Annotated in this window: 21 protein-coding genes; all 21 read left to right on the forward strand. The window is 27.1% G+C overall.

The window, feature by feature from the left end; genetic code table 11:
• Positions 1 to 103: 103 nt before the first annotated feature.
• The 21 genes from E0D94_RS04425 (at position 104) to gatB (ending at position 24,946) form a co-directional block, all read left to right on the forward strand.
• Positions 104 to 796 (forward strand): PspA/IM30 family protein, encoded by a 693-nt coding sequence (locus E0D94_RS04425; RefSeq protein ID WP_130806090.1) that lies wholly within the window; start codon positions 104 to 106, stop codon positions 794 to 796.
• Positions 797 to 807: 11 nt separating this feature from the next.
• Positions 808 to 1,440 carry a hypothetical protein gene (locus E0D94_RS04430; RefSeq protein ID WP_130806091.1) on the forward strand — a complete coding sequence of 211 codons (633 nt, stop codon included), beginning with the start codon at positions 808 to 810 and terminating at the stop codon, positions 1,438 to 1,440.
• Between the two features lie 84 nt (positions 1,441 to 1,524).
• On the forward strand, positions 1,525 to 2,091 hold the full coding sequence (locus E0D94_RS04435; protein ID WP_130806092.1) for a hypothetical protein: 567 nt from the start codon (positions 1,525 to 1,527) through the stop codon (positions 2,089 to 2,091).
• 122 nt (positions 2,092 to 2,213) lie between these two features.
• Positions 2,214 to 2,735 (forward strand): hypothetical protein, encoded by a 522-nt coding sequence (locus tag E0D94_RS04440; RefSeq protein WP_130806093.1) that lies wholly within the window; start codon positions 2,214 to 2,216, stop codon positions 2,733 to 2,735.
• A 405-nt stretch (positions 2,736 to 3,140) separates the two neighbouring features.
• Complete coding sequence (locus E0D94_RS04445) at positions 3,141 to 4,940, forward strand: ABC transporter ATP-binding protein (protein WP_130806094.1); 1,800 nt, start codon at positions 3,141 to 3,143, stop codon at positions 4,938 to 4,940.
• Positions 4,937 to 6,751: an ABC transporter ATP-binding protein gene (locus E0D94_RS04450; protein ID WP_130806095.1), complete on the forward strand. Its 1,815-nt coding sequence runs from the start codon at positions 4,937 to 4,939 to the stop codon at positions 6,749 to 6,751. The genes E0D94_RS04445 and E0D94_RS04450 overlap by 4 nt, the downstream gene beginning before the upstream one ends.
• Before the next feature lie 61 nt (positions 6,752 to 6,812).
• Positions 6,813 to 7,709 carry a GNAT family N-acetyltransferase gene (locus E0D94_RS04455; RefSeq protein WP_130806096.1) on the forward strand — a complete coding sequence of 299 codons (897 nt, stop codon included), beginning with the start codon at positions 6,813 to 6,815 and terminating at the stop codon, positions 7,707 to 7,709.
• Positions 7,710 to 7,807: 98 nt separating this feature from the next.
• On the forward strand, positions 7,808 to 8,518 hold the full coding sequence (locus tag E0D94_RS04460; protein WP_130806097.1) for a M23 family metallopeptidase: 711 nt from the start codon (positions 7,808 to 7,810) through the stop codon (positions 8,516 to 8,518).
• Positions 8,519 to 8,733: 215 nt separating this feature from the next.
• Positions 8,734 to 9,273: a GNAT family N-acetyltransferase gene (locus E0D94_RS04465; RefSeq protein ID WP_130806098.1), complete on the forward strand. Its 540-nt coding sequence runs from the start codon at positions 8,734 to 8,736 to the stop codon at positions 9,271 to 9,273.
• A 10-nt stretch (positions 9,274 to 9,283) separates the two neighbouring features.
• Complete coding sequence (locus E0D94_RS04470) at positions 9,284 to 9,736, forward strand: hypothetical protein (RefSeq protein ID WP_130806099.1); 453 nt, start codon at positions 9,284 to 9,286, stop codon at positions 9,734 to 9,736.
• A 356-nt stretch (positions 9,737 to 10,092) separates the two neighbouring features.
• Positions 10,093 to 10,245: a nucleoside phosphorylase gene (locus E0D94_RS14740; RefSeq protein ID WP_165442864.1), complete on the forward strand. Its 153-nt coding sequence runs from the start codon at positions 10,093 to 10,095 to the stop codon at positions 10,243 to 10,245.
• A 131-nt stretch (positions 10,246 to 10,376) separates the two neighbouring features.
• Entirely contained in the window at positions 10,377 to 11,153 is a 777-nt protein-coding gene (locus E0D94_RS04475; RefSeq protein ID WP_130806100.1) for an ABC transporter permease, read from the forward strand.
• 2 nt (positions 11,154 to 11,155) lie between these two features.
• Positions 11,156 to 11,950 carry an ABC transporter permease gene (locus tag E0D94_RS04480; protein WP_130806101.1) on the forward strand — a complete coding sequence of 265 codons (795 nt, stop codon included), beginning with the start codon at positions 11,156 to 11,158 and terminating at the stop codon, positions 11,948 to 11,950.
• A 7-nt stretch (positions 11,951 to 11,957) separates the two neighbouring features.
• Complete coding sequence (locus tag E0D94_RS04485; RefSeq protein ID WP_130806102.1) at positions 11,958 to 12,941, forward strand: ABC transporter ATP-binding protein; 984 nt, start codon at positions 11,958 to 11,960, stop codon at positions 12,939 to 12,941.
• A 540-nt stretch (positions 12,942 to 13,481) separates the two neighbouring features.
• Positions 13,482 to 15,773, forward strand: a complete 2,292-nt coding sequence (locus E0D94_RS04490; RefSeq protein ID WP_130806103.1) for a HelD family protein — start codon at positions 13,482 to 13,484, stop codon at positions 15,771 to 15,773.
• Positions 15,774 to 16,561: 788 nt separating this feature from the next.
• Positions 16,562 to 16,744: a hypothetical protein gene (locus E0D94_RS04495; protein WP_130806104.1), complete on the forward strand. Its 183-nt coding sequence runs from the start codon at positions 16,562 to 16,564 to the stop codon at positions 16,742 to 16,744.
• A 128-nt stretch (positions 16,745 to 16,872) separates the two neighbouring features.
• Positions 16,873 to 19,680 (forward strand): UvrD-helicase domain-containing protein, encoded by a 2,808-nt coding sequence (locus E0D94_RS04500; RefSeq protein WP_165442865.1) that lies wholly within the window; start codon positions 16,873 to 16,875, stop codon positions 19,678 to 19,680.
• Between the two features lie 13 nt (positions 19,681 to 19,693).
• Positions 19,694 to 21,688, forward strand: coding sequence for an NAD-dependent DNA ligase LigA (gene ligA, locus E0D94_RS04505; protein ID WP_130806105.1), 1,995 nt, complete (start codon positions 19,694 to 19,696; stop codon positions 21,686 to 21,688).
• A 64-nt stretch (positions 21,689 to 21,752) separates the two neighbouring features.
• On the forward strand, positions 21,753 to 22,043 hold the full coding sequence (gatC, locus tag E0D94_RS04510; protein ID WP_130806106.1) for an Asp-tRNA(Asn)/Glu-tRNA(Gln) amidotransferase subunit GatC: 291 nt from the start codon (positions 21,753 to 21,755) through the stop codon (positions 22,041 to 22,043).
• A 12-nt stretch (positions 22,044 to 22,055) separates the two neighbouring features.
• On the forward strand, positions 22,056 to 23,519 hold the full coding sequence (gatA, locus tag E0D94_RS04515) for an Asp-tRNA(Asn)/Glu-tRNA(Gln) amidotransferase subunit GatA (RefSeq protein WP_130806107.1): 1,464 nt from the start codon (positions 22,056 to 22,058) through the stop codon (positions 23,517 to 23,519).
• A complete protein-coding gene (gene gatB, locus E0D94_RS04520; RefSeq protein WP_130806108.1) occupies positions 23,519 to 24,946 on the forward strand; it encodes an Asp-tRNA(Asn)/Glu-tRNA(Gln) amidotransferase subunit GatB in 1,428 nt (475 codons plus the stop codon). The genes gatA and gatB overlap by 1 nt, the downstream gene beginning before the upstream one ends.
• The last annotated feature ends 438 nt before the right edge of the window (positions 24,947 to 25,384 follow it).

The raw sequence follows: 25,384 nt of genomic DNA on the forward strand, positions 1-25,384 counted from the left end.
AATAGTACAATTCTTAAGAATTGTACTATTTTTTTATGTCTTCATATTATCTTCAAACTTATATTTTATAATTTAGTTAAAGAAAGAGAAAGGGAGGAAATAAATGAATATACTAAATAGGTTAAGATCAATATTTATGGCAAGAACAAATAAAGTATTAAACAAAATGGAAAATCCAGATGAAGCTTTAAACTTATCCTTATTAGAATTAAAAGAAAAAGTAAGAGAAATAAAGAAAGCATTATTAGAGGTAACTACAATAAAAAAATCTCTAGAAAGTGAGGTTTTAGAGTTAAAAGATAAAGTTAAGCTATCTGAAGAACAAGCAGAGCTTTCAATTAAAGCAAATAGAGAAGATTTAGCAGAAAAAGCATTAGAAAACAAACATGTATTAAATGAAAAATTAGAAAATAAAAGTGTTGAAATAGAGAATTTAAAAGAAAAGATAATAATTATAAAAGAAAATAAAGAAAAAATACAACAGAAGATAAATGATTTAGAATACAAAAAAGATGAATTAAAAGCTATAGATAAGGCAGCAGATGCTGAATTAATGGTAAAAGAAGCATTAACTGGCGTATTTGAAGATATTTCAGATATTACAGATAGAATAGAGAGAGCAGAAAGTAAAATAAAAAATAAAACAAATAAAATAGCAGCAATAGATGAATTAGAACAATCTGATTCATTAGATAATATAGATGAAAATGAAAAAATTCAAAATGAATTAGATAAAATAAGTAAAGAGTCTAGGATAAAAGAAGAATTAGAAGCAATAAAATTAAAACATAAATAGGAGGATAACTAATGGGATGTGGTGGAGGATATCGTGATTTATTTAGAGCAATAGATTATCATAGTCATTCGCATAATAATTATAGAAGTAATGACACAGAAGAAAAAATTACATTAGTAAAAAAAATGTATGCTGAAGGTTTAATAGATGATACGGAATATCAAAATTATAAAAATAAAATTTATGATAGAATAACATCTTTTGATGATTTAGTATCACTTAGAAGTGAAAGAAAAAGAAATATAAGAAAATCACAAAATGATGAATATAAAAAGGTAAATTCAAATGAATCCAACAATAAATATAAAATTAAATTAAGAAAGTTAAGAGAATCTAAGGAAAAAATTGATTTAGTTCAAGAAAAATTAGAAAACAATATAGAAGAACTAAAAAAAGAAAAAGAAAAAATGCAAAAAATAGCTGAACATATAGTGACAACTAGTGAAGAGAGCGCAGAAAAACATATAAATAAAAGAATAGATATAGAAGAAAGTATACAAAATTTAATCAGAAGAAAAAAAGAACTAGATCAACAATCACAGAAAATTAATTCATCTATTAAAAATTTAAAATCAAAGGAATTAGAGTTAGAAGCAGTAAAACTACAAGAAGAAATATCAAATATTACTAAGGATTTTGAATAAGAATATTAAATAATTTCTTCATATTATCTTCAAATTTATATTTTATAATTTAGTTAAGGAAAAGAAAAGGAGAGTGTAAATTAAATGAAAAAAAATAAAACATTAATTAATATAATATCAGGTGGTTTAGCAATAACATTAATAGCAGGAGGAGTGGCATTTGCAACAAATACAGATGATGAGCTAAAACCAAATCAATATTATGCAGAGGAAAATAATCAACCAATATCAAATGAAGATATAAATCAAGAAGAAAATAAAGATGTAAATCAACAAGAGAATAAAGACTTAAATAAAGAAGAAGATAAAGAGATAACTCAACAAGAGAATAGAAATAAAGACAATATTGAAAATGAATATAATGATGGTAGAGATAGAACATACGATGACATGATAGATATAATGGAGCAAAATGGATATAATGATGCAGCAGAATATATGGAAAACAATGATTATGATGCAATGACTGATTATATGAATAATATATCTGATGAAGATTATAATCAAATGATAGATATAATGAATGAAAATGGATATGAGTATATGGGAAGAATGATGGAAAGTATAGATAGAGAAGAGATGATAGAAATGCATAATTATATGCATGGAGATGATGATGGATATAGAAATGGTATGCATGGTAGATGGTAAGAACATATAAAATTAAAATGAGACTAAGGAGAATTTTCCTTAGTCTCATTTTAATTTTATCCTTCAAAGAAATCTTATTTTCACATATAATATAATTAGAAATATTTTCTAGGGGGATTACTATGGGAAAAGTTAAAGTACTTATTTTTTTATTAGTTATAAGTTTGATTATTTTATTTATATTTTCAAAATATAATGAACTAAAAGAGTATGTTATAGCACAAAATTTTGATGAAATTGTACTTAAGTATTATGATGATACTGAATTTGACCATATGTCAATGGAGATTAATGATTACGAAAGTGCTCGAAGTACTGATAAAGAAAAATTTAATAAGTTATTAAACCACTTTAAAACATTAGAGTATAAAAGAATAAGTAGAGATAAATGGTATTCTTTAAGAGGGGATATAAAGAGAATATGGTTATCTACTGAGGATTCTGATAGCTTAGGGATAGAAATATATAATGAAAAGTATATTATGATAAGATTAGGATACATAATTGAGAAGAAATATGAAGAAAAAAATCTAACTAAAATATATCCAAATAATGAATATAAAGCATATAAAGTTATAGATGGCAAAATAGACATGGATTTAATAAAATTAATATATGATAGTATGGAAAAAGAAGAATATTGAATATGATTTTAAGAATAACTAAGGGGGAAGAGATTTAAAATGATATTTTTTTTAGCATTAATATTTATACCAATTATTTATCTTATAGTCTTAGAAGCAGCAAAAGAAGGTACTAAAAAAGCATTACAAGAATTTAATCAAAATAAAGAATAGAAGAAACTATTAATGAAGAGACTTTGAAAATTTTCTAAGTCTCTTTTTTATTTTAGACATGAGGCAAAGATCTTAAATGTTATTTTTTAAAAATATTGGAATAAATAAAGGATATTGTAATGAAAAGTAGAATGTTATTTATAAGGAATATTAAGAATAGTCTAAAAGGTATAAAATAATTATTTTAAGGAGGTGAGTTAAAATCAAACTCAAAATTGTATGACATAAAACTAAAATATAAGGGAGTAGATCATGAATACAAGTACTAATGTTAGACATAAAAAAATAGGTATACTAAAAATTCCATTAATGTATGCCAGGAAATATGCAGTGATAATAGCAATTCAAAAGATTTTAGAAGGAATAGTTCCAACTCTTCAGATATTAGCAACAGCTAAATTTTTAGACACAGCTATAGCTATATTGGATAAAAACAAGAATTTTAATGATATATTTATACCTTTAGGATTAGTTATGTTGCTATTAATTTATTCCTTAATGTCTCAAAAACTTGTAAAATTTATAGAGGTAAAGTTGGAAATGGAATTAAGGGAAAAATTAAGAGTTAGTATTACGGAAAAGAGAGCAAAGCTAAAATATAGTCATGTAGAAAATAACTGTACATGGGACTTGATTTCGAGAGTTTCTAAGGATCCAGAAATTAGATTTAAGGATGCATATAATGAACTTTTATCTATGGTAGCTATGTTCATTAGAATTATTGGGTTATTATTTGTTATTTTTATTCATGCTTGGTGGGCAGCAATAATAATTCTTTTAATATCTGTCCCATTATTTAAAGTAGCATTAAAAAATGGAACAGATAGTTATGGAGCAGATAGAGAGGTATCTAAATATAGAAGAAGGTTTGAATATTTAGGAAAGGTTTTAACAGGAAGGGAAAGTGCAGAGGAAAGAACTCTATTTGGTTATAGTAAAGAGATTAATGACAAATGGAAAGAGCAATATGAAATTGCAAGAAAGATTGAGTATAAAACAGTACTGAAAAATGTTATAAGAACACGAATTAGGGGGATAATTACAGCAATAATTTCTATAGTTATAATTATAATTCTATTAAAGCCAGTACAAATGGAATCATTAAGTATAGGATTATTTATATCTATTGCAAATGGTGTCTTTGAACTTATTCAATTAATGTCTTGGCAGTTTACATATTATATTGAAGAACTGGCTAAAAACAAAGAATATGTTGTAGATTTTAATGAATTTTACAGTTTAGATGAAACAGAAGGTGCAATAGATAAGCCTTCAAAGGAAAATATAGATTTTGATTGCTTAGAGTTTAAAGATGTATCTTTTAAATATCCAAAAACAAATAATTATATATTAAAAAATCTATCATTTGTTATAAAGAAAGGTGGCCATTATTCTTTTGTAGGTGTTAATGGAGCAGGAAAAACTACGATAACTAAACTTATAACTGGATTATATGATAACTTTGAAGGACAAATTTTTATAAATGGTAAAGATATTAGAGAATATAAACAAAGTGAGTTAAAGTCATTCTGCTCAGTGGTTTATCAGGATTTTGCTAAGTATTTTATTTCATTTAGAGATAATATTGCATTAGGAGATATTAATAACATAGAAAATAATAATATGAAAGATAAAGTTAAATCTTCTATGAGAATTATGGGTTTGTATGATGTAGCAGAAAAGCTAAGAAATGGAATAGAAACGCAGCTTGGCAAAATTAAAGAAAATGGAGTTGACTTATCAGGAGGACAATGGCAAAGAATAGGAATGGCAAGAGCTATTAATAATAATGCACCAATTAGAATATTAGATGAACCAACAGCATCTCTTGATCCTATAAGTGAGAGTAATATCTATGAACATTTTGAGGAGATAAGTAAGGGTGGAACTACAATTTTCATAAGCCATAGATTAGGATCAACTAAGCTTGCTAGTGAAATATTTGTAATAGGTAATGGAACTATAATAGAGAAAGGGTCTCATGAGGAACTTATGAAGTTAAGAGGGATTTATGCAGACATGTATGAAAGTCAAAGGAGTTGGTATTTATGATAAATAATAACAAGAATAATATTTCTCTTATGAAGATAATATTTAGAATATTCCCTATGGCTTTTGCTGCAAGTCCTCTTTATTTTATTTTAGGAAACTTAGTAGCCATTTTACATGGTATCTCTCATGGTTTCAGAACATTAATGACTCAGAAGCTTTTTGATTCTGTACCACTTTTAATATTAAATGATAATGTTTTTGGAGAAGTGATATTAATAGCAATTACCTTAGCCTTAACATTTATTATGATTCAAATATTAAATGGAGCTGATAATTTTATGATTATTGATAATGGAAATATAATAATCGGATATATAGAGCAGAAAGTAAATGAGAAAGCAGGTAAAGTAGATATTATATCATTTGAAAATCCAGAATATTTAGATGATATAAGAAGAGCAAAAGAAGGAATTAGTGGTAGTGCGGAACTAGTATCTACATTAACAAGTTTGATAAGTCTTTATGTACCATATTTTATATTTATGGGAATTTATCTTTATAATTTAAAGCCGATTCTTATGGTATCGCTTATTATTATATTTATACCTACATTTATAACTCAATTTATTAGGGTGAAAATTTTTACAGATTTAGCTGATGAATCAGGTCCTATAAGAAGAGAATATGAATACTATGAAAAGTGCATAGTAGATAAACAATATTTCAAAGAAACAAGAATGTTAGGGGCATTTCATTACTTTAAAGAGTTATATACTTGTTCACTAAATCTACTTAACAAAGAAATATGGAAAGCAGAAAAGAAAATAGGTATTATAGAACTATTTATGAGATTATTAACTGTTTTAGGGTATATTGGAGTGTTATATTTACTTTTCATATCCCTTTTAAATGGAGAGATATCTTCAGGGGCTTTTGGAGCAGTATTTGGTTCATTAGGGTTTATGTTTAATGTAATGGAGCAAATAGTATGTATACGCATAGGTGAAATTTCAAATAATCTTGGAACTATAAAAAATCTTATAAGATTTTTAGATATGCCTGAAAGAGGTGGAAAAGATTATAATATTGATGAAAAGCCTGATATAGCATTAAACAATGTAAGCTTTTCTTATCCAGGAGCAAAAAAACCTTCTCTAACTAATATTAACTTAGACATTAAATCAGGAGAAACTATAACTATAGTAGGAGAAAATGGAGCAGGGAAAACAACTTTAGTTAAACTTATAATGGGGTTATACACACCTATAAAAGGGAAAGTAACAGTTGGAGGAAAAGATACATCAGAGATTTCAACTAAATCAATATATAAAAATGTTTCAGCTGTATTCCAAAAATACCAGAGATATGAGATGACTTTAGGTGAGAATATTGAAATAGGGTCATTAAATAAGATAGCTAATAAAGATAGTATAACTAGAAATAAATTTTTAGATGAAGCTGTTTTAAAAGCTGATTTAGAAATTAGTGAACAAAAGCTTAAAAATGGCTATGATACAATGATTTCACGTGAATTTAATGGAATAGATTTATCAGGAGGTCAGTGGCAAAAAATAGCTATAGCTAGAGGATTTTATAGAAATCATAACATGATAGTTCTCGATGAACCAACAGCAGCTATAGATCCAGCTATGGAAACAAATTTATATAATAAATTTTCGGAGTTGGCTGAGGAAAAAACTGCTATAATAGTCACTCATAGATTGGGTTCAGCTAAGATTGGTGACATAATAATTGTTATGGATAATGGACAAATTGCTGAAATAGGAAGTCATGATGAGTTAATGGACATGGATGGGAAATATACAAGAATGTACAGTGCTCAAAGTAAGTGGTATTCACAAACGTGCTAAAATATAAAGTTAGTAAACTAGATGGATTTATTAAAATTAAAGATAATAAAAGGGAGATGTTATGAATATAGTTAAATTAACTTCTGAAAGAAAAATAGAATTTATTAATTATTGTAAGAAGTATAGGCATGAATTTGATAGTACTTTTTTAGATGATCAAGAGTTGATGAGTTTTGAACCTAATGAAGAAAATCCAACATACATTTTGTTAGATAAAAATAATAATATAATTGGAGCAGTTTCTCTAATTATTAATTCATACTATAGAAGATCAAGATCAGGTCGTTTTAGAATATTTCATACAATAGAATTTGATAAAGAAGTATATAAAAGAATGTTAGAATCAGTATTAAATCATACAAAAGGACTTCATAAGGTATTTCTGTTTATAGATAGTGAAGATAAGAAAATGGCTGAATTATTAAAAATATTAAATTTTAATCTAAAAAGATATTCTTACACGCTTGTCAACCATGATTTAGAAGATATGCAAGCATCATTCCCTAGCGGTTATGAATTAAGACAGTTTCAAGCTGGTATGGATGAATCAGATTGGTGTAAAGTAAGGAATTTAGGATTTTATAAAATTGCAGGTTGTGATACTCCCAAAACACCAGAAATGTACTCTGAAATGGAAAAAGATTATGGTCATTTATCTGGTGGTATAATAATGCTATATCATGAAAATATACCAATAGGACAGGTTCGTGCAACTAAAGAAGTAGAAGATAATATTGAATATGTATTTATTTCATCATTATGTGTTATTCCAGAATATCAAGGAAGTGGATTAGGAAGAAATCTTCTAAAAGCTGCATTAAGTTTTGGGAAAAGTAAAAATATCCATAAAGGAATGCTTTCTGTTAATGCAGAAAATGACAATGCAATTTCCTTATATTTAAATGAAGGATTTGAAAAAAAATCTGTTTCAATATGCTATGAATATTATTTAAGTTAAATCTTTATTTTAAGAAAATGTTTATATTTATACAAACTTAAAATTTATCATATTCATTTTTAAATATATGTATAGTTGAGACGAACAGGAGGAATATGATGATAGAAATGAGAGATCCAATTATTGTAGAGTTTCCGTTGATAGGTGAATGGCTTTCGCCTAATACTCCAGGAACGAAAATTCCCAGTCACGGAACAGACAAATTAGGCACAAGATACGCTTATGATTTCGTACAGGTAGATTGGGAAAGATTAGGACATCCTGCATATAGTGGTAATGTATTGCAATATATTTTTTATGGTATTCCTTTAAAAGAATATTATTGCTGGGGTCAAGATGTATATGCACCTTGTAATGGGATTATTGTTCAAGTGGAAGATAGTTATGGAGAATGCTCACGGACAAATCTGCTTTCTGATTTATCTAACGCATATAAAAATGCTCATTATTTTGACCCAACAAAAGATGATATACAATCTGTTGCTGGTAACTTTATCATCATACAATATGACAAAAATATATACGCAACTTTATGTCATCTTCAAACTGGTTCAATACAAGTTTCTGTTGGTCAAAGTGTAGAAAAGGGGGATGTTATTGGCAGAGTAGGACATTCTGGAAATTCTTTCGCTCCTCATTTACATTTTCACCTTATGGATAGTAGTGATATAACAACAGCAAATGGCTTACCATGTGCTTTCGAGCAATATGAAATATTTGAAGGTGACGAGTGGAAAACGATAGAAAATGGTATTCCAACAAAGAAGGATAGGATAAGATTTCAGAAAACCGATGTAGAAACAGAATGAGAGGGATATCATTCTAAAATGAGTTGATACAATGCTAAATGAACAATGGATAGTGATCAAGAATATAATCTATCCAATTTGGTTGCCACAAAATGTTTTTTACTATATGAGTATTTATTATTTACAACGAAAAGGTATAGATATTAGTTAAATAAAAAAATTATAATTGCTTTTAATAATATTATTAAATATAAACTATAAATGGGGTTGATACTATGGAATTTAACTTTGTTCCAATGAACTTGGATTACGCAAAAGAAATGATTGATAATTGGAAGTATGGGGAAGAATACTATATTTATGATTATGTTAATGAAGAAGAACTCTTATTAAATGAAGAGAGTTGGGGATATGGAAAATTTGCAGTATTAAATGAAAAAGGTGAACTTGTTGCAGAATTTACAATAGAGTTTTTCAAAGAAGGAGAAGAAGATTCGGAAGATGAAGGATATGTTGAGCACAAAGTAGTGAGAAGTAATCCTAAGAGCACATATGAAATGTGGGTTGGATGGGGACTAAAACCTGAGCTATGTGGAAAAGGACTTGGAGAACATTACATATCATCATGCATTGATTTTGCAATAGAAGAGTACAATTACAAAGGAAAATATGTTCATTTCGGAGTAGCTTCATTTAATAAAAGAGCAATTAAAGTATATGAGAGATTAGGGTTTAAAACATTTCGAATATGTGAAGGTGAAATTTCAAATGAAAAATTTGAAATTTATCAGATGAGAAGGAAAGTTTCTATTTAATGGCACACTCTTGGAGGGCTGTGTAGCTCTTCATTATGCTTCAGAGAATACAGAAAGAGTAAAGAAAATGATGCTATTAGATGGAGGATATCATCTAAAACAATTTTCATATGAATATTTTTCTAACCTTGATAAAACAAAATTAAGTATTAAACCAGATTGTTCTTTAGAGGAAGAAATACAGTCATATGATGAGGATTTTGAAGGGGATGTATTTTCTAATTGGGAAGATTTTTTAGAGGCAGAAAAAAACAGTTATTTAAGGTGGTCAGAGTTATTGAAGGAGGCTGCGAAAGATTTAATGAAAGTAGAACAGGATGGAAAAATAAAATTTTGTGCAAGTGGAGATACTGCAAGAGGTGCTATTAAATCTATGTATAATTTCCCTACAAATGTTATATATAATAACTTAGATCTTCCTATATTATTACTACAGGCTACTTTACCTGAGGGATGGGATTAAAGTAGGACTTTACAAGTAAAAGAATTTCAAAAAGGAACAAATGATGTAGTAAAAAGAGTAGAAGCAACGCATTTACTTCATTGGGACAAGCCTAATTTGGTAGTAGAGGAAGTGATAGGTTGGATGAAATAATTATGTTTCCAGTAAATGGTAAATGATAGATTTAATATAAAATATCTATACCAAGTAATTGAACAACAAAATAAAGAAAATAATGATCTAAAAATCAAATTATATAATTTTTTAATATTCTGAGGCGTTCAGAGTTTCAGTAACATCAAAACAACTATAAGTGTACTACTTAGTAGTTTTATGGAATCAATTGATAAAGTAAAGAAATATAAAGAAAAAATATTTTGGATGTAGATATAGAAACATCGGCAATGTATACATTGGGACAATATAGAAATATTGGTACATGTAATATGCTTGTTGTAAGTTATGAATTGTGGAGAGAGTGGAATCCTAAATTTGGAGATAATATATTGAACGTAGAGATTAATGGTTGATTTGATAGGTTAGATGGTATATGTAAAAAAATAATTTCAAATTCAGATTTATATAAATTCTATAAAATGAATTATATTATTTAAATAATGGAGAGGAGAATTAAGTGAGAGTATTAAATGAATATATTAAAATGAATTTAAAAGTATTTTTTCAACATAAGAGAGCATTTTTTATTATGTTTGTAATAAATTTTGCAGTGGTATTAATATATTTCCCACTATTTAAAAGTATCTATACCTATAATGAACTTAGTACAATTAAGGGTTATTCGTTAGGCCAAATGGTCTGGTATTTTGCAACCACCTCATTTGTAAATAGTTTTGTTCTTAATTACGCAGACATTCGAATATCCAACAAAATAAGGAATGGCAATTTAAGTATAGAGTTGTTAAAGCCATTGAAAATAATTCACATAGAATTGGCACATGGGTTAGGGATTAAAATTCCTGCAATAGTAATACAGATATTGTTACCATTTGTGATCTATTCAACGCTGATTTTTCCGATTTTTATTACCATTAGTTCTGTAGCTAAATTTATTGTTTTAAATATAGGAGGATTTTCAATTTCATTCTTTACTAATTATTTAATAGGATTAATTGCATTCTATATTAAAAATAACAACTCCATAATGCGATTAAAAATATTTCTATTTAGTTTTGCAGGGGGAGCTTTTATACCATTAGAATTTTTTCCTGATTGGGCAAATAAAATTTTAAATGTTTTGCCATTTAAATATGTATATTATTGGCCAATACAATTTTTTTTAAATACTGAGAAAAGTCAAGGGAGTTATATATTTTTAAAGATATTGTTTATTCAAGTATTTTGGAGCGTAATCTTATTAGCTATTGGTAAAATATTATACAATAAAATGATAAAAAACTATTGCGCAGTGGGAGGTTAAATATGAAGAACTTTATTAATATACTAAAATTATTCATTTGGAACAGTAATTTAGTTATATCAAAAGGTATTCACTATAGATTTGATTTTTTTTTAGGTTTAATAATTACGTTAATGTTTACATTAACTGGCCCACTAATTCAATATTTATTATTTACACAGACTAATGGGTTTCCAGGGTGGAATTTAGAACAAATAATTTTATTTCAAGGAACAGTACTTATTTCTTTCGGGCTTAGAAACACTATATTTGGCAATTCTAAAAGAGAATTTATTGAAACTGTTATAAATGGAGAATTTGACAAATTTTTATTGAAACCTTTTTCACCCATAGCATTAATATTAGCGTCATCATTTAGTATTGATGGTATAGGAACTTTTGTTGCAGGTATGGTTTTAACAATATATTCAGTCTTAAAAATCAAATTAACAATTACTATATGGAAGTTAATGCTTTTTTTATTATGTATATTATTGGGTCTTTTATTAAGTGCTGCTTTAGAAATAATACATTCTGGATGTATTATTGTTACTGTTGCGGATGGAGGTATAAGAGGAATAATAGATGCATATTTGAGATTTTCAGAATATCCTCTTGATATATACCCTAAATATTTAAAACTTACATTTATAAGTTTTTTACCTATAGGAATATTTGCATATTTTCCATCTCAAGTTTTATTAAACAGAATAGATATTAAAATTATATTTTCTTTTATTAGTGTTATATCATTTTTTCTTATAAGTTTAGTATTTTGGAATTCAGTTCTTAAAAAGTATACAAGTGCAGGAGGGTAATATAATAATGAATAATAATATAATTTGTATTAATTCTTTAAGTAAGAACTTTAAAGTCGCAAATAGAGTAGATTCAGGTTTAATGTCAGCTTTTAAATCATTATTTACTAGAGAATATAAATATGTGGAAGCTTTGAAAAATATTGATTTTAAAGTTGAAGAAGGTGAAATAAGAGGACTTATAGGTCCCAACGGGGCAGGTAAATCAACACTAATAAAAATTATGTCAGGAGTATTATATCCATCGGAAGGAAATGTTCAAATAATGGGATTCACTCCATGGGTTCATAGAAAAGAATATGTAAAAGATATAGGGGTTCTTTTTGGTCAAAAATCACAGTTATGGTGGGACTTGCCTGCAATAGACTCATTTGCGTTAAGTAAAAAACTTTATACTATTCCAGATAAAATGTTTAAAGATAATATAGACTTTTTTACTGATTTATTAAATGTAAGAGAAGTTATTACAAAACCAGTGAGACAACTTTCATTAGGGGAAAGAATGAAGTGTGAATTTGTAAATGCCTTACTACATCAACCAAAACTAGTATATCTTGATGAACCAACAATAGGATTAGATATAGTTTCAAAAGAATTAATTAGAGAATTCATAAAAAATGTAAATAAAGAAAAAGGAACAACGTTTATAATTACTACCCATGATATAAGTGACATAGAAAATCTATGTAAGAAAATATCAATTATCAATAAAGGAGAAAAAGTTTTTGATGACTCATTAGAGGATTTAAAATTTTATTATGAAAATAAAAAGCTGATATCAGTTATTTTATCTAAGAAGGTTGATAAATATATTTTAAGAGAATTAGATGTTAAAAATATTAAAGGTAAAAAAATTCAAATTGAAATTGATTTAAGTGAAAAAAGCTTAAAAGGTGAAATTGTTAACCTATTTAATAAATTACCAATCTATGACATAAATATAAATAGCATAAGTATTGAAGAGATTATTAAGCAAATTTATACAAACTAGTGGAAAAAGCAAAAGATATCTCTTTAAATCAATTGGAATCAGTAATTGAAAAGTATCCAAATTTATCTATGATATATGACTTAGTTAAATTTTTTTAAGAAATTTGGTTTTATAAAAGCAATATAAATTAGATAATTGGATTGAGGGAGCAAAATTATTGAATATTTTAGGTATCAATAGTTTTATTAATAGAATTCTTAGGGATATTGAATGAGTTAAAAAGTGAATTATACATGATTATAGTAACGGCTTAGTAGAAGATGGTGTAAATAAAATAAAAGTAATAAAAAGAATTATGTATGGTAGATGTAGTTTTGAAATCATGGGGAAGAAAATTTTTATGCTTGAAGAAATACTTAAATTCAACTAACTATGGAAAGCACCCACTTTTAATTGACAATCTACACTTAAATAAATTTAAAAACAAAAACATCTTTTCTATATGTATATTATATCATATAATAACATAAAATTGTAGTCTAGTAGTTTCCTATATTGGATGATATACTTTTAACACTACTTATAAAAGGAGATGTTTATTTGAAAATTAATCTTGAGGAAAGGTATTTAGAAGAAAAATATCTTAAGAAAACACTTATTCAGGTTAAGAAAAATCTCAATGAACAACAAAATTACTATAATAAATTTAAAAAAGAACTTATTGCAATTCAACGACAAATGCGTGAAGATATCGGAACATTTGAATTTAACCCTTGGGACATAGATGAAGCCATTGAAGTGCTCCATTACGAAAAGACTATAGAACGAGAAGCTATTCGGTATAAATCTTCTAAAGAGCAAATTGACAAGCTTAAAAAGATAGCTTTATCTCCATATTTTGGTAGAATTGATTTTCAGGAAAGTGTAGAGGATACTAAGGATATTTACTACATTGGTATTGGAAATATTGTAGATGAAAAGACTGATGATTTTCTTGTTATCGATTGGAGAGCACCTGTAGCTAGTATGTTTTATGATTGTGAAGTTGGTAAATCCAACTATAAATCACCGAGAGCTTTAATAGAAGGTGAACTTCTTTTGAAAAGACAAATTAAAATTCATAAGGGACAGCTTAAATATGTAATTGATAGTAATTTGAAAATAAATGACGATTTATTACAAGAAATTTTGAGTGATACTACAGACTCAAAGATGAATTCTATAGTTACAAGTATTCAAAAAGAACAGAATGAAGTTATCAGAGATAAGAATCATCGCCTTCTAATTGTCCAAGGACCTGCTGGTAGTGGAAAAACTTCTATCGCCCTTCATAGAATTGCATTTTTACTCTACAATTATCAAAAGACTATCAAAGCTAAAAATATAATTATTTTTTCTCCAAATGCCATTTTTAACGATTACATTTCAGACGTTTTACCTGAGCTTGGGGAAGAAAACATGAAACAAATTACGTTCATAGACTTTGCAGAAAAATTTATAGGCAATAATATTGAACTTGAAGTTATGAGTGAGCAAATGGATACCTTTTTATCTTCTACTGACCCTAATTATTATTCTGATAGAACTTTTTCAATACAATACAAATCTTCTAGTAAGTTTATTGATTTACTAGACATGTATGTGAATTATCTTGAAAATAATTATATCCATTTTGAAGATATTTACTATAAACAGAATCTTATCATAAGTAAGCATAAGCTTTATAATCTCCTTCACAAGGAATACACTTATCTTCCATTGTTTCAGAGACTTGAAAAAATAAAAAATCGTGTATTTTATTTAATAAAACCTTATGAGAAAGAACGTTTAGAAGAGATTATTAATATGTTATTGAACTCAGATGTATCTCTTACGGAAAAAGGAGTGAAAGTAGAAGCTTTAAATTTAGTTAAAAGAGAATTTGAGCCTTTAAAAGATAGATTAACAGAAAAAACATCATTAGACCTTATAGTACTTTACACTCATCTATTTGAAAATAAGAAACTTTTAGAGGAAATTAATACTGATCTATCACAAGATAATATAACAAACTTGAGGAAAACTACATTGGAAGGACTAAAAAAGGATAAAATACATTATGAAGATGTTGCACCCCTTGTTTATTTAAAACTCAAGCTTAATAGGACTTCAGAATCATTAGATATTCGTCATGTTGTTATAGATGAGGCTCAAGATTATACTCCTTTACATTATAAAATATTTAAACAATTATTTTTATATAGTAATTTTACTCTATTGGGGGATTTGAATCAGTCTATCAATCCTTTTATGAATATAGGCCAATATGAACAAATTGCATCCATACTACAACAGGATGTATCTTTTACAACTGCCTTATTAACACTAACTAAGACTTACCGATCTACATCAGAAATATCAAACTTTACTAAGGCTTTACTATTGCAAGATATACATTACGATCATCTAGAGCGTCATGGACTTAAACCTCAAATTATACAAGTCACAAAAGAAAATATACATAATAAACTTATCAATGATATCAAAATATTACAATCTGAAGGGTTTAAATCTATAGCAATCCTTTGTAAAACTATAAATGAATCATTAAATGCTTTTAACGCTATAAAAAAGAATATATCTGTCCATATTATAAATCATGATACTATAAAATATCCTGAAGGTATTGTAGTTATACCATCCTATTTAGCTAAAGGTCTAGAATTTGATGCTGTTTTAATTTATGATGGTAGTGCTAAAAATTATTGTATAGAAAGGGATAGAAAGCTTTTTTATACCGTTTGTACGAGAGCTCTTCATAGACTATATATATATTTCGAGGATAACTTATCCTCTTTTATATTAGACATTGATCAAGATCTTTATGAAGTTGAAAAGAATACGAAGATTTAAAAACAGAAAATTTAAGAGAGAACTTAAAAATCAATCTTATATATTGACATCCAAATGGCAGTGATGAAAGTAATCTTGCAGAACAATGATATGAAAGTCTATTAGAAAGTAAACCGTCTCCCAAAAGTTAGACTAAAAAAAGTAACTTTTGAGAGGCGGTTTTAATTTTCAAAAATATAGGTTCAAATATTATTTTATAGTTTTCATATTTATTTAATATTATTTCAAACTCTTCAGATACAATGAGTTTTATTTTTTCTATAGATTTATATAGTAAGCTAATTAAATTATTTCTTTTTCTAGATTTTGTATCTATCGTTTCCTTTACATCAAGAGTTTCAGACTTAAAATCAGTAATAAACTTTCTTGAAATTTAATCACTATCTGTATATCATTGGTTTTTAATTTGTATGTATATTTCCTTTGAATTCGATCTATATATATAATACATTCTTCTAACTGGATTTTTATAACCATCAAACTTATTTTTACACTTTATCTTTTTTAATCCATGCTCCCATTTCCCATCCAATTCTAAGTATTTCTTTATGTATCATAATAGTTGCATATTTATATCATTTTTTAAAAGTGAAATCATCTATACAGATCTTTGTAATTTTGCTTTTATCAAGTATTTATGCTTCTTTTTTCAAAATATTGTATACTGTACTTTTTCTACGATTGCAATATTTTGTTTTAGTAGTTTAGATGTTGATATTGAGCTCATGTTCTTTGATAAGTTTATTATTTCATATTCTAATATTTTAGTTTTTTCAGCTTCATAATTTATGAACTCAAACTTGTCAGAAAAGGCTCTTATACTACAATCTTCATTATTACAAAAAACTTCATTTAATAAAAGAGCAATTAAAGTGTATGAGAGATTAGGGTTTAAAACATTTCGAACATGTGAAGGTGAAATCTCAAATGAAAAATTTGAAATTTATCAGATGAGAAGGAAAGTCATATAACATACTATAAGAGAATAAAGTTATAAAAACTTCTAGTTATTCTACTAGAAGTTTTTTCTATGCCTTCAAATAGAACTTATTTTCGTATATAATAGAAATTAGAGTTTACTTTCGAGAGGAGAGAACAAATGAGTTTTTTAGATGGACTTAATGATGAACAAAGAGAAGCTGTAAAGACTACTGAAGGTCCACTTTTAGTTTTAGCTGGAGCTGGAAGTGGAAAAACTAGAGTTTTGACACATAGAATAGCATATATATTAGAACAAAAGGATATATTTCCAGATAATATTCTTGCAATTACATTTACTAATAAAGCCGCGAAAGAGATGAAAGAAAGAATACAAAGATTGGTAGATATAAGAGTAGAAGATATGTGGGTTGGAACATTTCACTCAATGTGTGTAAGGATGCTTAGACGTGATATTGATAAAATTGACTATAATAGAAATTTTGTTATATTTGATGGGTCAGATCAAAATACAGTTATAAAAGATACTATAAAAGAATTAAATGTAAATGAGAAAATGTATGAGCCTAAAAAAATGATTCATTTTATAAGTAGTTTAAAGGATAAATTAATAGATCCAGACACCTACATAAATGATAATTATAGTGATTTTAGGGAAAGGCAAAAAGGAGAAATATATAGACTTTACCAAGAAAAGTTGCAAAAAAATAATGCTCTTGATTTTGATGACTTAATTGGAAAGACTATAGAATTATTTAGAAATAATCCTGATATACTTAAGTTTTATCAAAAGAAATTTAAATATATATTAGTAGATGAGTATCAAGATACTAATCGTGCTCAATATGAATTAGTGAAGTTACTTGGAAATGCTCATAAAAATGTATGTGTAGTGGGGGATGATGACCAGTGCGTTCTTCCAGATATGCAAATAAAAACTATTGACGGTTATAGTGAAATGAACTCCTTAGAAGATCAAAGTACTATAATATCTGCTGGTGGATGGGGAAAAGTACTTCAAGGAAAGTTTGATAAAAAGAAAGAAAACTATTATAAAGGACCTATTATAGAAATTAAAACTAAAAAAGGTAAAATGATAAAAACAACACCTAATCATATGATGTTTGGAAAATTGAATATAGAAGAAAATCCAAATAAAAAAATATATATTGATTTCTTTGGGAGTAAGGAAAATAATAATGAAGGATATTATAATCATGTAGTTCAGTTTAATAATAAACCTACTTATATAGAAGAATACGACGAAGCCCTCACTTATTCCAAAAAAATAATATCATTAGAAGATGATATTGAAATAATAAAAAGAGCAAGACTTACAAAGGATACTACTTTTAATTATATGCCAGCATCTCATATAAGACCTAGTATGTCTATACCTATATATGAAGATGGTGAAATAGTAGATGACATTGTAGAAGAAGTTAATGTATTAGATTATGAAGGATATGTTTATGATATATCTGTACCTAATTTAAGACAGTATATATCTAATGATATAGTAGTTCATAATTCGATTTACGGATGGAGAGGCGCTGATATACGCAATATCCTTGACTTTGAAGAAGATTATCCAAATGCTAAAACTATAAAACTTGAACAAAACTATCGTTCAACTAAAAACATATTAGATGCTGCAAACAAAGTAATAGATAATAATATGGGTAGAAAAGGCAAAAATCTTTGGACTTCACAAAATGAAGGTACAAACATAGGATTATATAATGGTGATAATGAGCATGATGAAGCTAAATTTATAGCAAGCAAAATAAAAGAAATAAAAAATACAGACCATAAAAATTATTCTGATTTTGCAATTCTTTATAGAACTAATGCGCAATCACGTGTACTTGAAGAATCCCTGGTTAAATCAAACATTCCTTATAAAATTGTAGGAGGTCTTAAGTTCTATGATAGAAAAGAAATAAAAGATATTATAGCATTTTTAAGACTTATTCAAAATCCAGTAGATAATATTTCTTTAAAGAGGATAATAAATGTTCCAAAAAGGGGAATAGGTAAAAGAACTGTAGAAAAAATAGAACAATTAAGTATTGAAAAAGGCGAAAGCATATATAGTGTAATACTTGATATAGATGAAATGGCAAGCTTATCCCATAGAGCAAAATCAAAAGTAAAAGATTTTGTATCAATTATAAATAAATTCATAGCAATGAAGGAAATATTATCTGTAAAAGATCTAATAGAAAATGTAATTGAATCAACAGGATATATAAAAGAACTTCAAAAAGAAGATACACTTGAAGCACAGAGTAGAATAGAGAATATAGAAGAATTTATATCTGTTGCAATTGATTTTGAAAATACAAGTGAAGAAAATACTTTGGAAGAATTTTTAGCTAACATTTCACTTTTATCAGATATAGATAGACTAGATGAAGATGATGACTTTGTAACACTTATGACACTTCACAGTGCAAAAGGTCTTGAATATGATATAGTGTTTTTAACAGGAATGGAAGAAGGCATATTCCCTATATCAAGAGCTATGGTAAGTGAAGATGACTTAGAAGAGGAAAGAAGACTTTGCTATGTTGGTATTACTCGTGCAAAAGAACATTTATTTATAACATATACAACACTTAGAACTATTTATGGTAAGACAAATTACAATTCAATTTCAAGATTTATTGATGAGATTCCAGATAGTTTAATTGACAATATAAATGATAAAGCAAAAAAGAAGGCTAAAATATCACAACAAAAAAATAATAAATATTTTACTGGTTATACTCATGAAAATACAGGTATAAAAAGAAAAAATGATCCTAATATAAATATAGGTGACAAAGTAAAACATAAAACTTTAGGATTAGGAACAGTAGTAGGTATGAAAGGCAGTGGAGATAAAAAAGAAGCTACTATTGCATTTAATGAAAAAGGAATAAAGAAATTATTAATATCTCTTGCACCAATAGAAAAAGTGTAGGTAAGGTGATAATATGGAAAAGATAGAAAGAATAGAAGAGTTAGTAGAAAAATTAAATGAGTTAAATTATTATTATTATACTTTAGACAAACCAAAGGTAAGTGATAAGGAATATGATGAACTTTATGATGAATTAGTTAATTTAGAAGAAGAAACAGGTCATATATTACCTGCATCTCCTACTAGGAGAGTAGGTGGAGAAGTACTTGAAAAATTTGAAAAGCATATTCATTTGTCTCCACTTTATAGTCTTGATAAATCTCAAAATTATGGAGAACTTAGAGAATGGGAATCTAGAGTAAAAAGAATTATAAATGAATATAATTCTACAAATGACGACAAACTTCCAGATCCATTATATATAATGGAATATAAATTTGATGGTTTAACTATAAATTTAACTTATGATAATGGAAAATTAGTTCAAGGGGCTACAAGGGGCAATGGTGAAATAGGTGAAGCAATACTTCCTCAAGTTAAAACTATAAAAAACATACCACTTTCTATTCCATCAAAAAATAAAATGGAAATACAAGGTGAAGGATTAATGCCTTTATCTGAGTTAGAAAAATATAATGAAACAGCTGATGAACCTCTTAAAAATGCAAGGAATGCAGCAGCTGGAGCACTTAGAAATTTAAATTCTAAGGCTACAGCAAAGAGAAATCTTACTGCTTATTTTTATAATATAGGATATATTGAAGATAAAAACTTTTCTACTCATTTAGAAATGATAGATTATTTAAAAGAAAATAGACTTCCTGTAAACAATTATCTTAAAAAATTTAAGAATATTGACGATATGATAGAAGAAATAGAGAAGATAGATGAAGATAGACATAATTTAGATATATTAACTGATGGATTAGTTATAAAAATAAATGATATGAAAACAAGAGAAGTATTAGGATATACTCAGAAATTTCCAAGATGGGCAATAGCATATAAATTTAAAGCGGAAGAAGTTACAACAGAACTACTAGATATTAATTGGAATGTAGGTAGAACTGGTAAAGTAACACCTTCAGCAATACTTGAGCCAGTAGATATTGGAGGAGTTACAGTTAGAAGAGCTACACTTAATAATATGGATGATATTAAGAGAAAAAATGTAGCATTAGGATGTCGTGTTTGGCTTAGAAGATCTAATGATGTAATTCCTGAAATTATGGGAATTGTAGAAGATAGTTGTGAAGAAAGAATAGAAATAGAAAAACCTAAAGAGTGTCCAGCTTGTAGTACGGAACTTATACAAGATGGAGTTCATATATTTTGTCCTAACTCCATGAGCTGTAAACCGCAACTTGTTGCAAGAATGGAGCATTTTGCAAGTCGTAATGCCATGAATATAGAAGGGTTTAGTGAGAAAACTGCCAAGCAACTATTTGAAGAATTAGATTTAAAAGAATTACCACAAATTTATGAATTAGAATATGATGATTTAATAAATCTTGAGAGATTTGGGGATAAAAAAACTAACAATTTATTAAATGCAATAGAAAAGAGTAAAGATGTAACTCTTGCAGCATTTATTTATGCATTAGGAATACCAAATGTAGGTAGAAAAACTGCAGGAGATCTTGCAAATAAATATAAGTCATATGAAAACTTAAAAAATGCAAATTATGAAGATTTAATTTCAATTAGAGATGTTGGAGATATTGTTGCAAAAGAAATAATAGAGTTTTTCAGTGATGAAGAAATAACATCAAAAATAGAGCATTTATTTGAACTGGGAGTAAAGCCTCATTATGAAAAAGAAGAGGTAGAGGAAAATACTATATTTACAGACAAAAAAATAGTTATAACTGGTTCAATAGAAGGGATGCCAAGAAAAGAAATTAAAGAAATAGTTGAAAAGATGGGTGGAAGAATAACAGGAAGTGTAAGTAAGAATACTGACTTTGTAATAGTAGGAAAAGATCCTGGGAGTAAATACGATAAAGCTGTAGATTTAAATATAGAAATAATAGATGAAAACAAATTAAAAGATATAATAAATATGTAAGTTTACAATTAACTTTAGTTATTATATTATATTATCAACAATCTATATGGAAGGAGAAATGTAAATGAGTATTACTAAAGACCAAATAAAGCATGTTGCAAAGCTTTCTAGACTTGAATTTAAAGATGAGAATATTGAAGATTTTACTTCGAAATTTGATTCTGTAATAAATTATGTAGAAAAACTTAGGTCAGTAGATACTACAGGTGTAAAACCTACATATCATCCTCATTCTGATATTAAAAATGTTATGAGAGATGATGTGGTCAAAGAATCACTTGAAAGAGATGAAATAATGAAGAATGCACCTGAAAGTGAGAATGGTTATATAAAGATAAAAAAAGTAATAGACTAAAGAGGTGAGAAAATGGATTATAATGAACTTAGTATCACAATATTAAAAGATAAATTAGAATCTGGAGAAATAACATCTGTAGATTTAATAGAAGAATATTTCAAAAGAATAGAAAAATATGATGATAGTATAAAAGCTTTTTTAACATTAAATAAAGAAGAAGCATTAAAAAAAGCAAAAGAAATTGATGAAAAAAGAAAAAATGGTGAAGGATTAGGATATTTAGCAGGAATTCCTGTAGCAATAAAGGATAATATTTCTACAAAAGGACTAAAAACTACATGTGCTTCTAATATAATTAAAGATTATATTCCACCATTTGATGCTACAGTTATAGAGAATTTAAAAAATGCAGATGCAATAATAATAGGTAAAACAAATTTAGATGAATTTGCTATGGGGTCTTCTACTGAAACTTCAGCATTTCAAATCACAAAAAATCCTTGGGATATTTCTCGTGTTCCAGGGGGGTCTAGTGGAGGGTCTGCAGCAGCAGTAGCTTCTCAAATGGCACCTTTTTCATTAGGATCTGAAACAGGAGGTTCAGTACGTCAACCTGCTTCTTTTTGTGGGCTTGTAGGTCTTAAACCAACATATGGACTTGTATCTAGATATGGCTTAATTGCATTTGCATCTTCTTTTGATCAAATAGGACCATTTACAAGAAATGTAGAAGATGCTGCTATAGTTATGAATGTTATTGCAGGATATGACAAAATGGATTCTACTTCAGTTAAAAGAGAAAAAGAAAATTATTTAGATGGATTAAAAAATGATATTAAAGGACTTAAAATTGGAGTACCTAAAGAATATTTAGAAGGTTTAGAAGGTAACGTTAAAAGTCAAATGGAACAAGTTATAAAAACATTTGAAAACTTAGGTGCAGAAGTTGAAATGATGAGTCTTCCTCATTCAGAATATGGTCTTGAGACATATTATATATTAGCTCCTTCTGAAGCAAGTTCAAATTTAGCTCGTTTTGATGGAATAAGATATGGAAATAGAGCTAGCGATTATAATAATACTGAAGAGTTATTTGTAAAAACTAGATCTGAAGGTTTTGGAGAAGAAGTTAAAAGAAGAATTATGATGGGAACTTATTGTTTAAGTTCTGGTTATTATGATGCGTATTATAAAAAAGCTCAAGAAGTTAGAACTCTTATAAAAAATGATTTTGATAAAGCATTTGAAAAATATGATATATTAATATCTCCTACTACACTTTCTACTGCATTTAAAATAGGTGAGAAGAATGATGATCCTATTGCTATGTATCAGTCAGACAAATTAACTGTAGGAGTTAATATAGCAGGAGTACCAGCAATATCAATTCCTTGTGGATTATCAGATAATATGCCTATAGGACTTCAAATAATAGGTAAGAATTTTGATGAAGCTAAAATATTAAATGCAGCATATAATTTTGAAAAGGAAATAAACTTTAAACAAACTCCAGATTTAGGAGGTGTGAAATAATGTCATATAAAACTATAATAGGACTTGAAATACATTCAGAACTCTCAACAAACTCTAAGATATTTTGTTCATGTACTACAGAGTATGGTGGGGATCCTAATACACATTGTTGTCCAGTATGTCTAGGGCTTCCAGGTTCACTTCCTGTACTAAATGAAAAGGTAGTTGAGTATGGAATAAAAGCAGGTCTTGCTTTTAATTCAAAAATAGCAAATCATACAAAAATGGATAGAAAAAATTATTATTATCCTGATTTAGTAAAGGGATATCAAATATCTCAATATGACAAACCTCTTTGTGAAGGTGGATATATTGAAGTAGATAGTGAAAATGGAAAAAAGAAAATAAATCTTACTAGAATTCATATAGAAGAAGATACTGGAAAATCTATTCATTCAAAAGATGGAGGTACATTATTAGATTATAATAGAGCAGGTGTTCCATTAATAGAAATAGTCTCAGAACCTGATATGAACTCTCCAGAAGAAGCAAAGCAGTTTCTAGAAAAGTTGAAATCTGTATTACAATATATTGAGGTTTCAGATTGTAAAATGGAAGAAGGATCTTTAAGATGTGATGTAAATATTAATATTGTTGATGAAGAAACTGGTAAAAAAAGTACTATAACAGAAATCAAAAACTTGAACTCATTTAAATCAGCAGTAAAAGCAATGGAATTTGAGCAAAAAAGACATATTGAATTATTAGAAAAAGGTGAAGATACTGTTCGTGAAACTAGACGTTATGATGATTTAAAAGGTGAAACTATATCTATGAGAACTAAAGAAGATGCAAGTGATTATAGATATTTCCCTGAACCTGATATAGTTGATATGGAAATAAGTAATGAATGGATAGAAAATATAAGAAAAAGCTTACCAGAATTACCTGAAGATAAGATGAATAGGTTTATTAAACAATATGATTTACCAGAATATGATGCAGAAGTTCTTACATCTTCAAAAAGTTTAGCTTTATTTTATGAAGATACAGTATCTCATTCAGTAGATTTTAAAACTGCAAGTAATCTTATAATGGGTGATATTTTAAGAAGATTAAAAGATGAAGATATGGAAATTGAAGATATAAGATTTTCATCAAAAGAATTTGCAGATCTTATAAAGCTTATAGATAGTGGAAAGATAAGTAATAAAATTGGTAAAAAAGTTTTAAGAGAAATGTTTGAAGAAGGTAAAGATCCAAATAAAATAGTAAAAGAAAAAGGACTTATCCAAATTAATGATGAAGGTGAAATAGAAAAAATTGTTGATGAAACATTAGAAGAAAATCCTGAGTCAATAGAAGATTACAAAAATGGTAAGGATAGGGCACTTGGATTCTTAGTTGGTCAAGTTATGAAAAAGACACGTGGTAAGGCTAATCCTGGGATTGTAAATAAATTAATAAGTAAAAAATTAAATAGTTAAAATTAAAGCCTCTAAATATTTAGAGGCTCTAATTTTAAAAAATATTAATATTGTTTTCAGAATATTGCTTTGAAATATTCAATAAAATGTATTATAATACAGAGATAGATCTAATTTCATCATCCACCTTATTAACAAAACGTAATAAAATATTAAAAAATATGTAATTGCATAAATGTTTAAAAAATTATATTATATATATAGCTTATCATTACTATTCTTCTAATCACTAATGGGATAGAATTTCTTTTCAAGATTAAAACCCTTTTTTGAAAATTATATTATAAAAGTTTATTTTTTTAAGGGGCATTTTTCTGAAAATTATAATCATTTGTAATTTTTGTTTTATTATATTTATACTTATAGTTTGTTTTTTAGGAGGTGGATAGACAAGTTATAAATCGGCAATACAGAAATTATTTATTTCATAAAATTTAT

Origin of the sequence: Senegalia massiliensis (assembly GCF_900626135.1) — a bacterium.
Classification (GTDB): Bacteria; Bacillota; Clostridia; order Tissierellales; family SIT17; genus Anaeromonas; species Anaeromonas massiliensis.

Coding starts and splice junctions, on each gene's coding strand:
- E0D94_RS04460 (WP_130806097.1), top strand. CDS start 7,808: ATGATAGAAATGAGAGATCCAATTATTGTAGAGTTTCCGTTGATAGGT.
- E0D94_RS04440 (WP_130806093.1), top strand. CDS start 2,214: ATGGGAAAAGTTAAAGTACTTATTTTTTTATTAGTTATAAGTTTGATT.
- E0D94_RS04475 (WP_130806100.1), top strand. CDS start 10,377: ATGAATTTAAAAGTATTTTTTCAACATAAGAGAGCATTTTTTATTATG.
- gatA (WP_130806107.1), top strand. CDS start 22,056: ATGGATTATAATGAACTTAGTATCACAATATTAAAAGATAAATTAGAA.
- ligA (WP_130806105.1), top strand. CDS start 19,694: ATGGAAAAGATAGAAAGAATAGAAGAGTTAGTAGAAAAATTAAATGAG.
- gatC (WP_130806106.1), top strand. CDS start 21,753: ATGAGTATTACTAAAGACCAAATAAAGCATGTTGCAAAGCTTTCTAGA.
- E0D94_RS04445 (WP_130806094.1), top strand. CDS start 3,141: ATGAATACAAGTACTAATGTTAGACATAAAAAAATAGGTATACTAAAA.
- gatB (WP_130806108.1), top strand. CDS start 23,519: ATGTCATATAAAACTATAATAGGACTTGAAATACATTCAGAACTCTCA.
- E0D94_RS04465 (WP_130806098.1), top strand. CDS start 8,734: ATGGAATTTAACTTTGTTCCAATGAACTTGGATTACGCAAAAGAAATG.
- E0D94_RS04430 (WP_130806091.1), top strand. CDS start 808: ATGGGATGTGGTGGAGGATATCGTGATTTATTTAGAGCAATAGATTAT.
- E0D94_RS04495 (WP_130806104.1), top strand. CDS start 16,562: ATGAACTCAAACTTGTCAGAAAAGGCTCTTATACTACAATCTTCATTA.
- E0D94_RS04425 (WP_130806090.1), top strand. CDS start 104: ATGAATATACTAAATAGGTTAAGATCAATATTTATGGCAAGAACAAAT.
- E0D94_RS04485 (WP_130806102.1), top strand. CDS start 11,958: ATGAATAATAATATAATTTGTATTAATTCTTTAAGTAAGAACTTTAAA.
- E0D94_RS04480 (WP_130806101.1), top strand. CDS start 11,156: ATGAAGAACTTTATTAATATACTAAAATTATTCATTTGGAACAGTAAT.
- E0D94_RS04435 (WP_130806092.1), top strand. CDS start 1,525: ATGAAAAAAAATAAAACATTAATTAATATAATATCAGGTGGTTTAGCA.
- E0D94_RS04455 (WP_130806096.1), top strand. CDS start 6,813: ATGAATATAGTTAAATTAACTTCTGAAAGAAAAATAGAATTTATTAAT.
- E0D94_RS04450 (WP_130806095.1), top strand. CDS start 4,937: ATGATAAATAATAACAAGAATAATATTTCTCTTATGAAGATAATATTT.
- E0D94_RS04500 (WP_165442865.1), top strand. CDS start 16,873: ATGAGTTTTTTAGATGGACTTAATGATGAACAAAGAGAAGCTGTAAAG.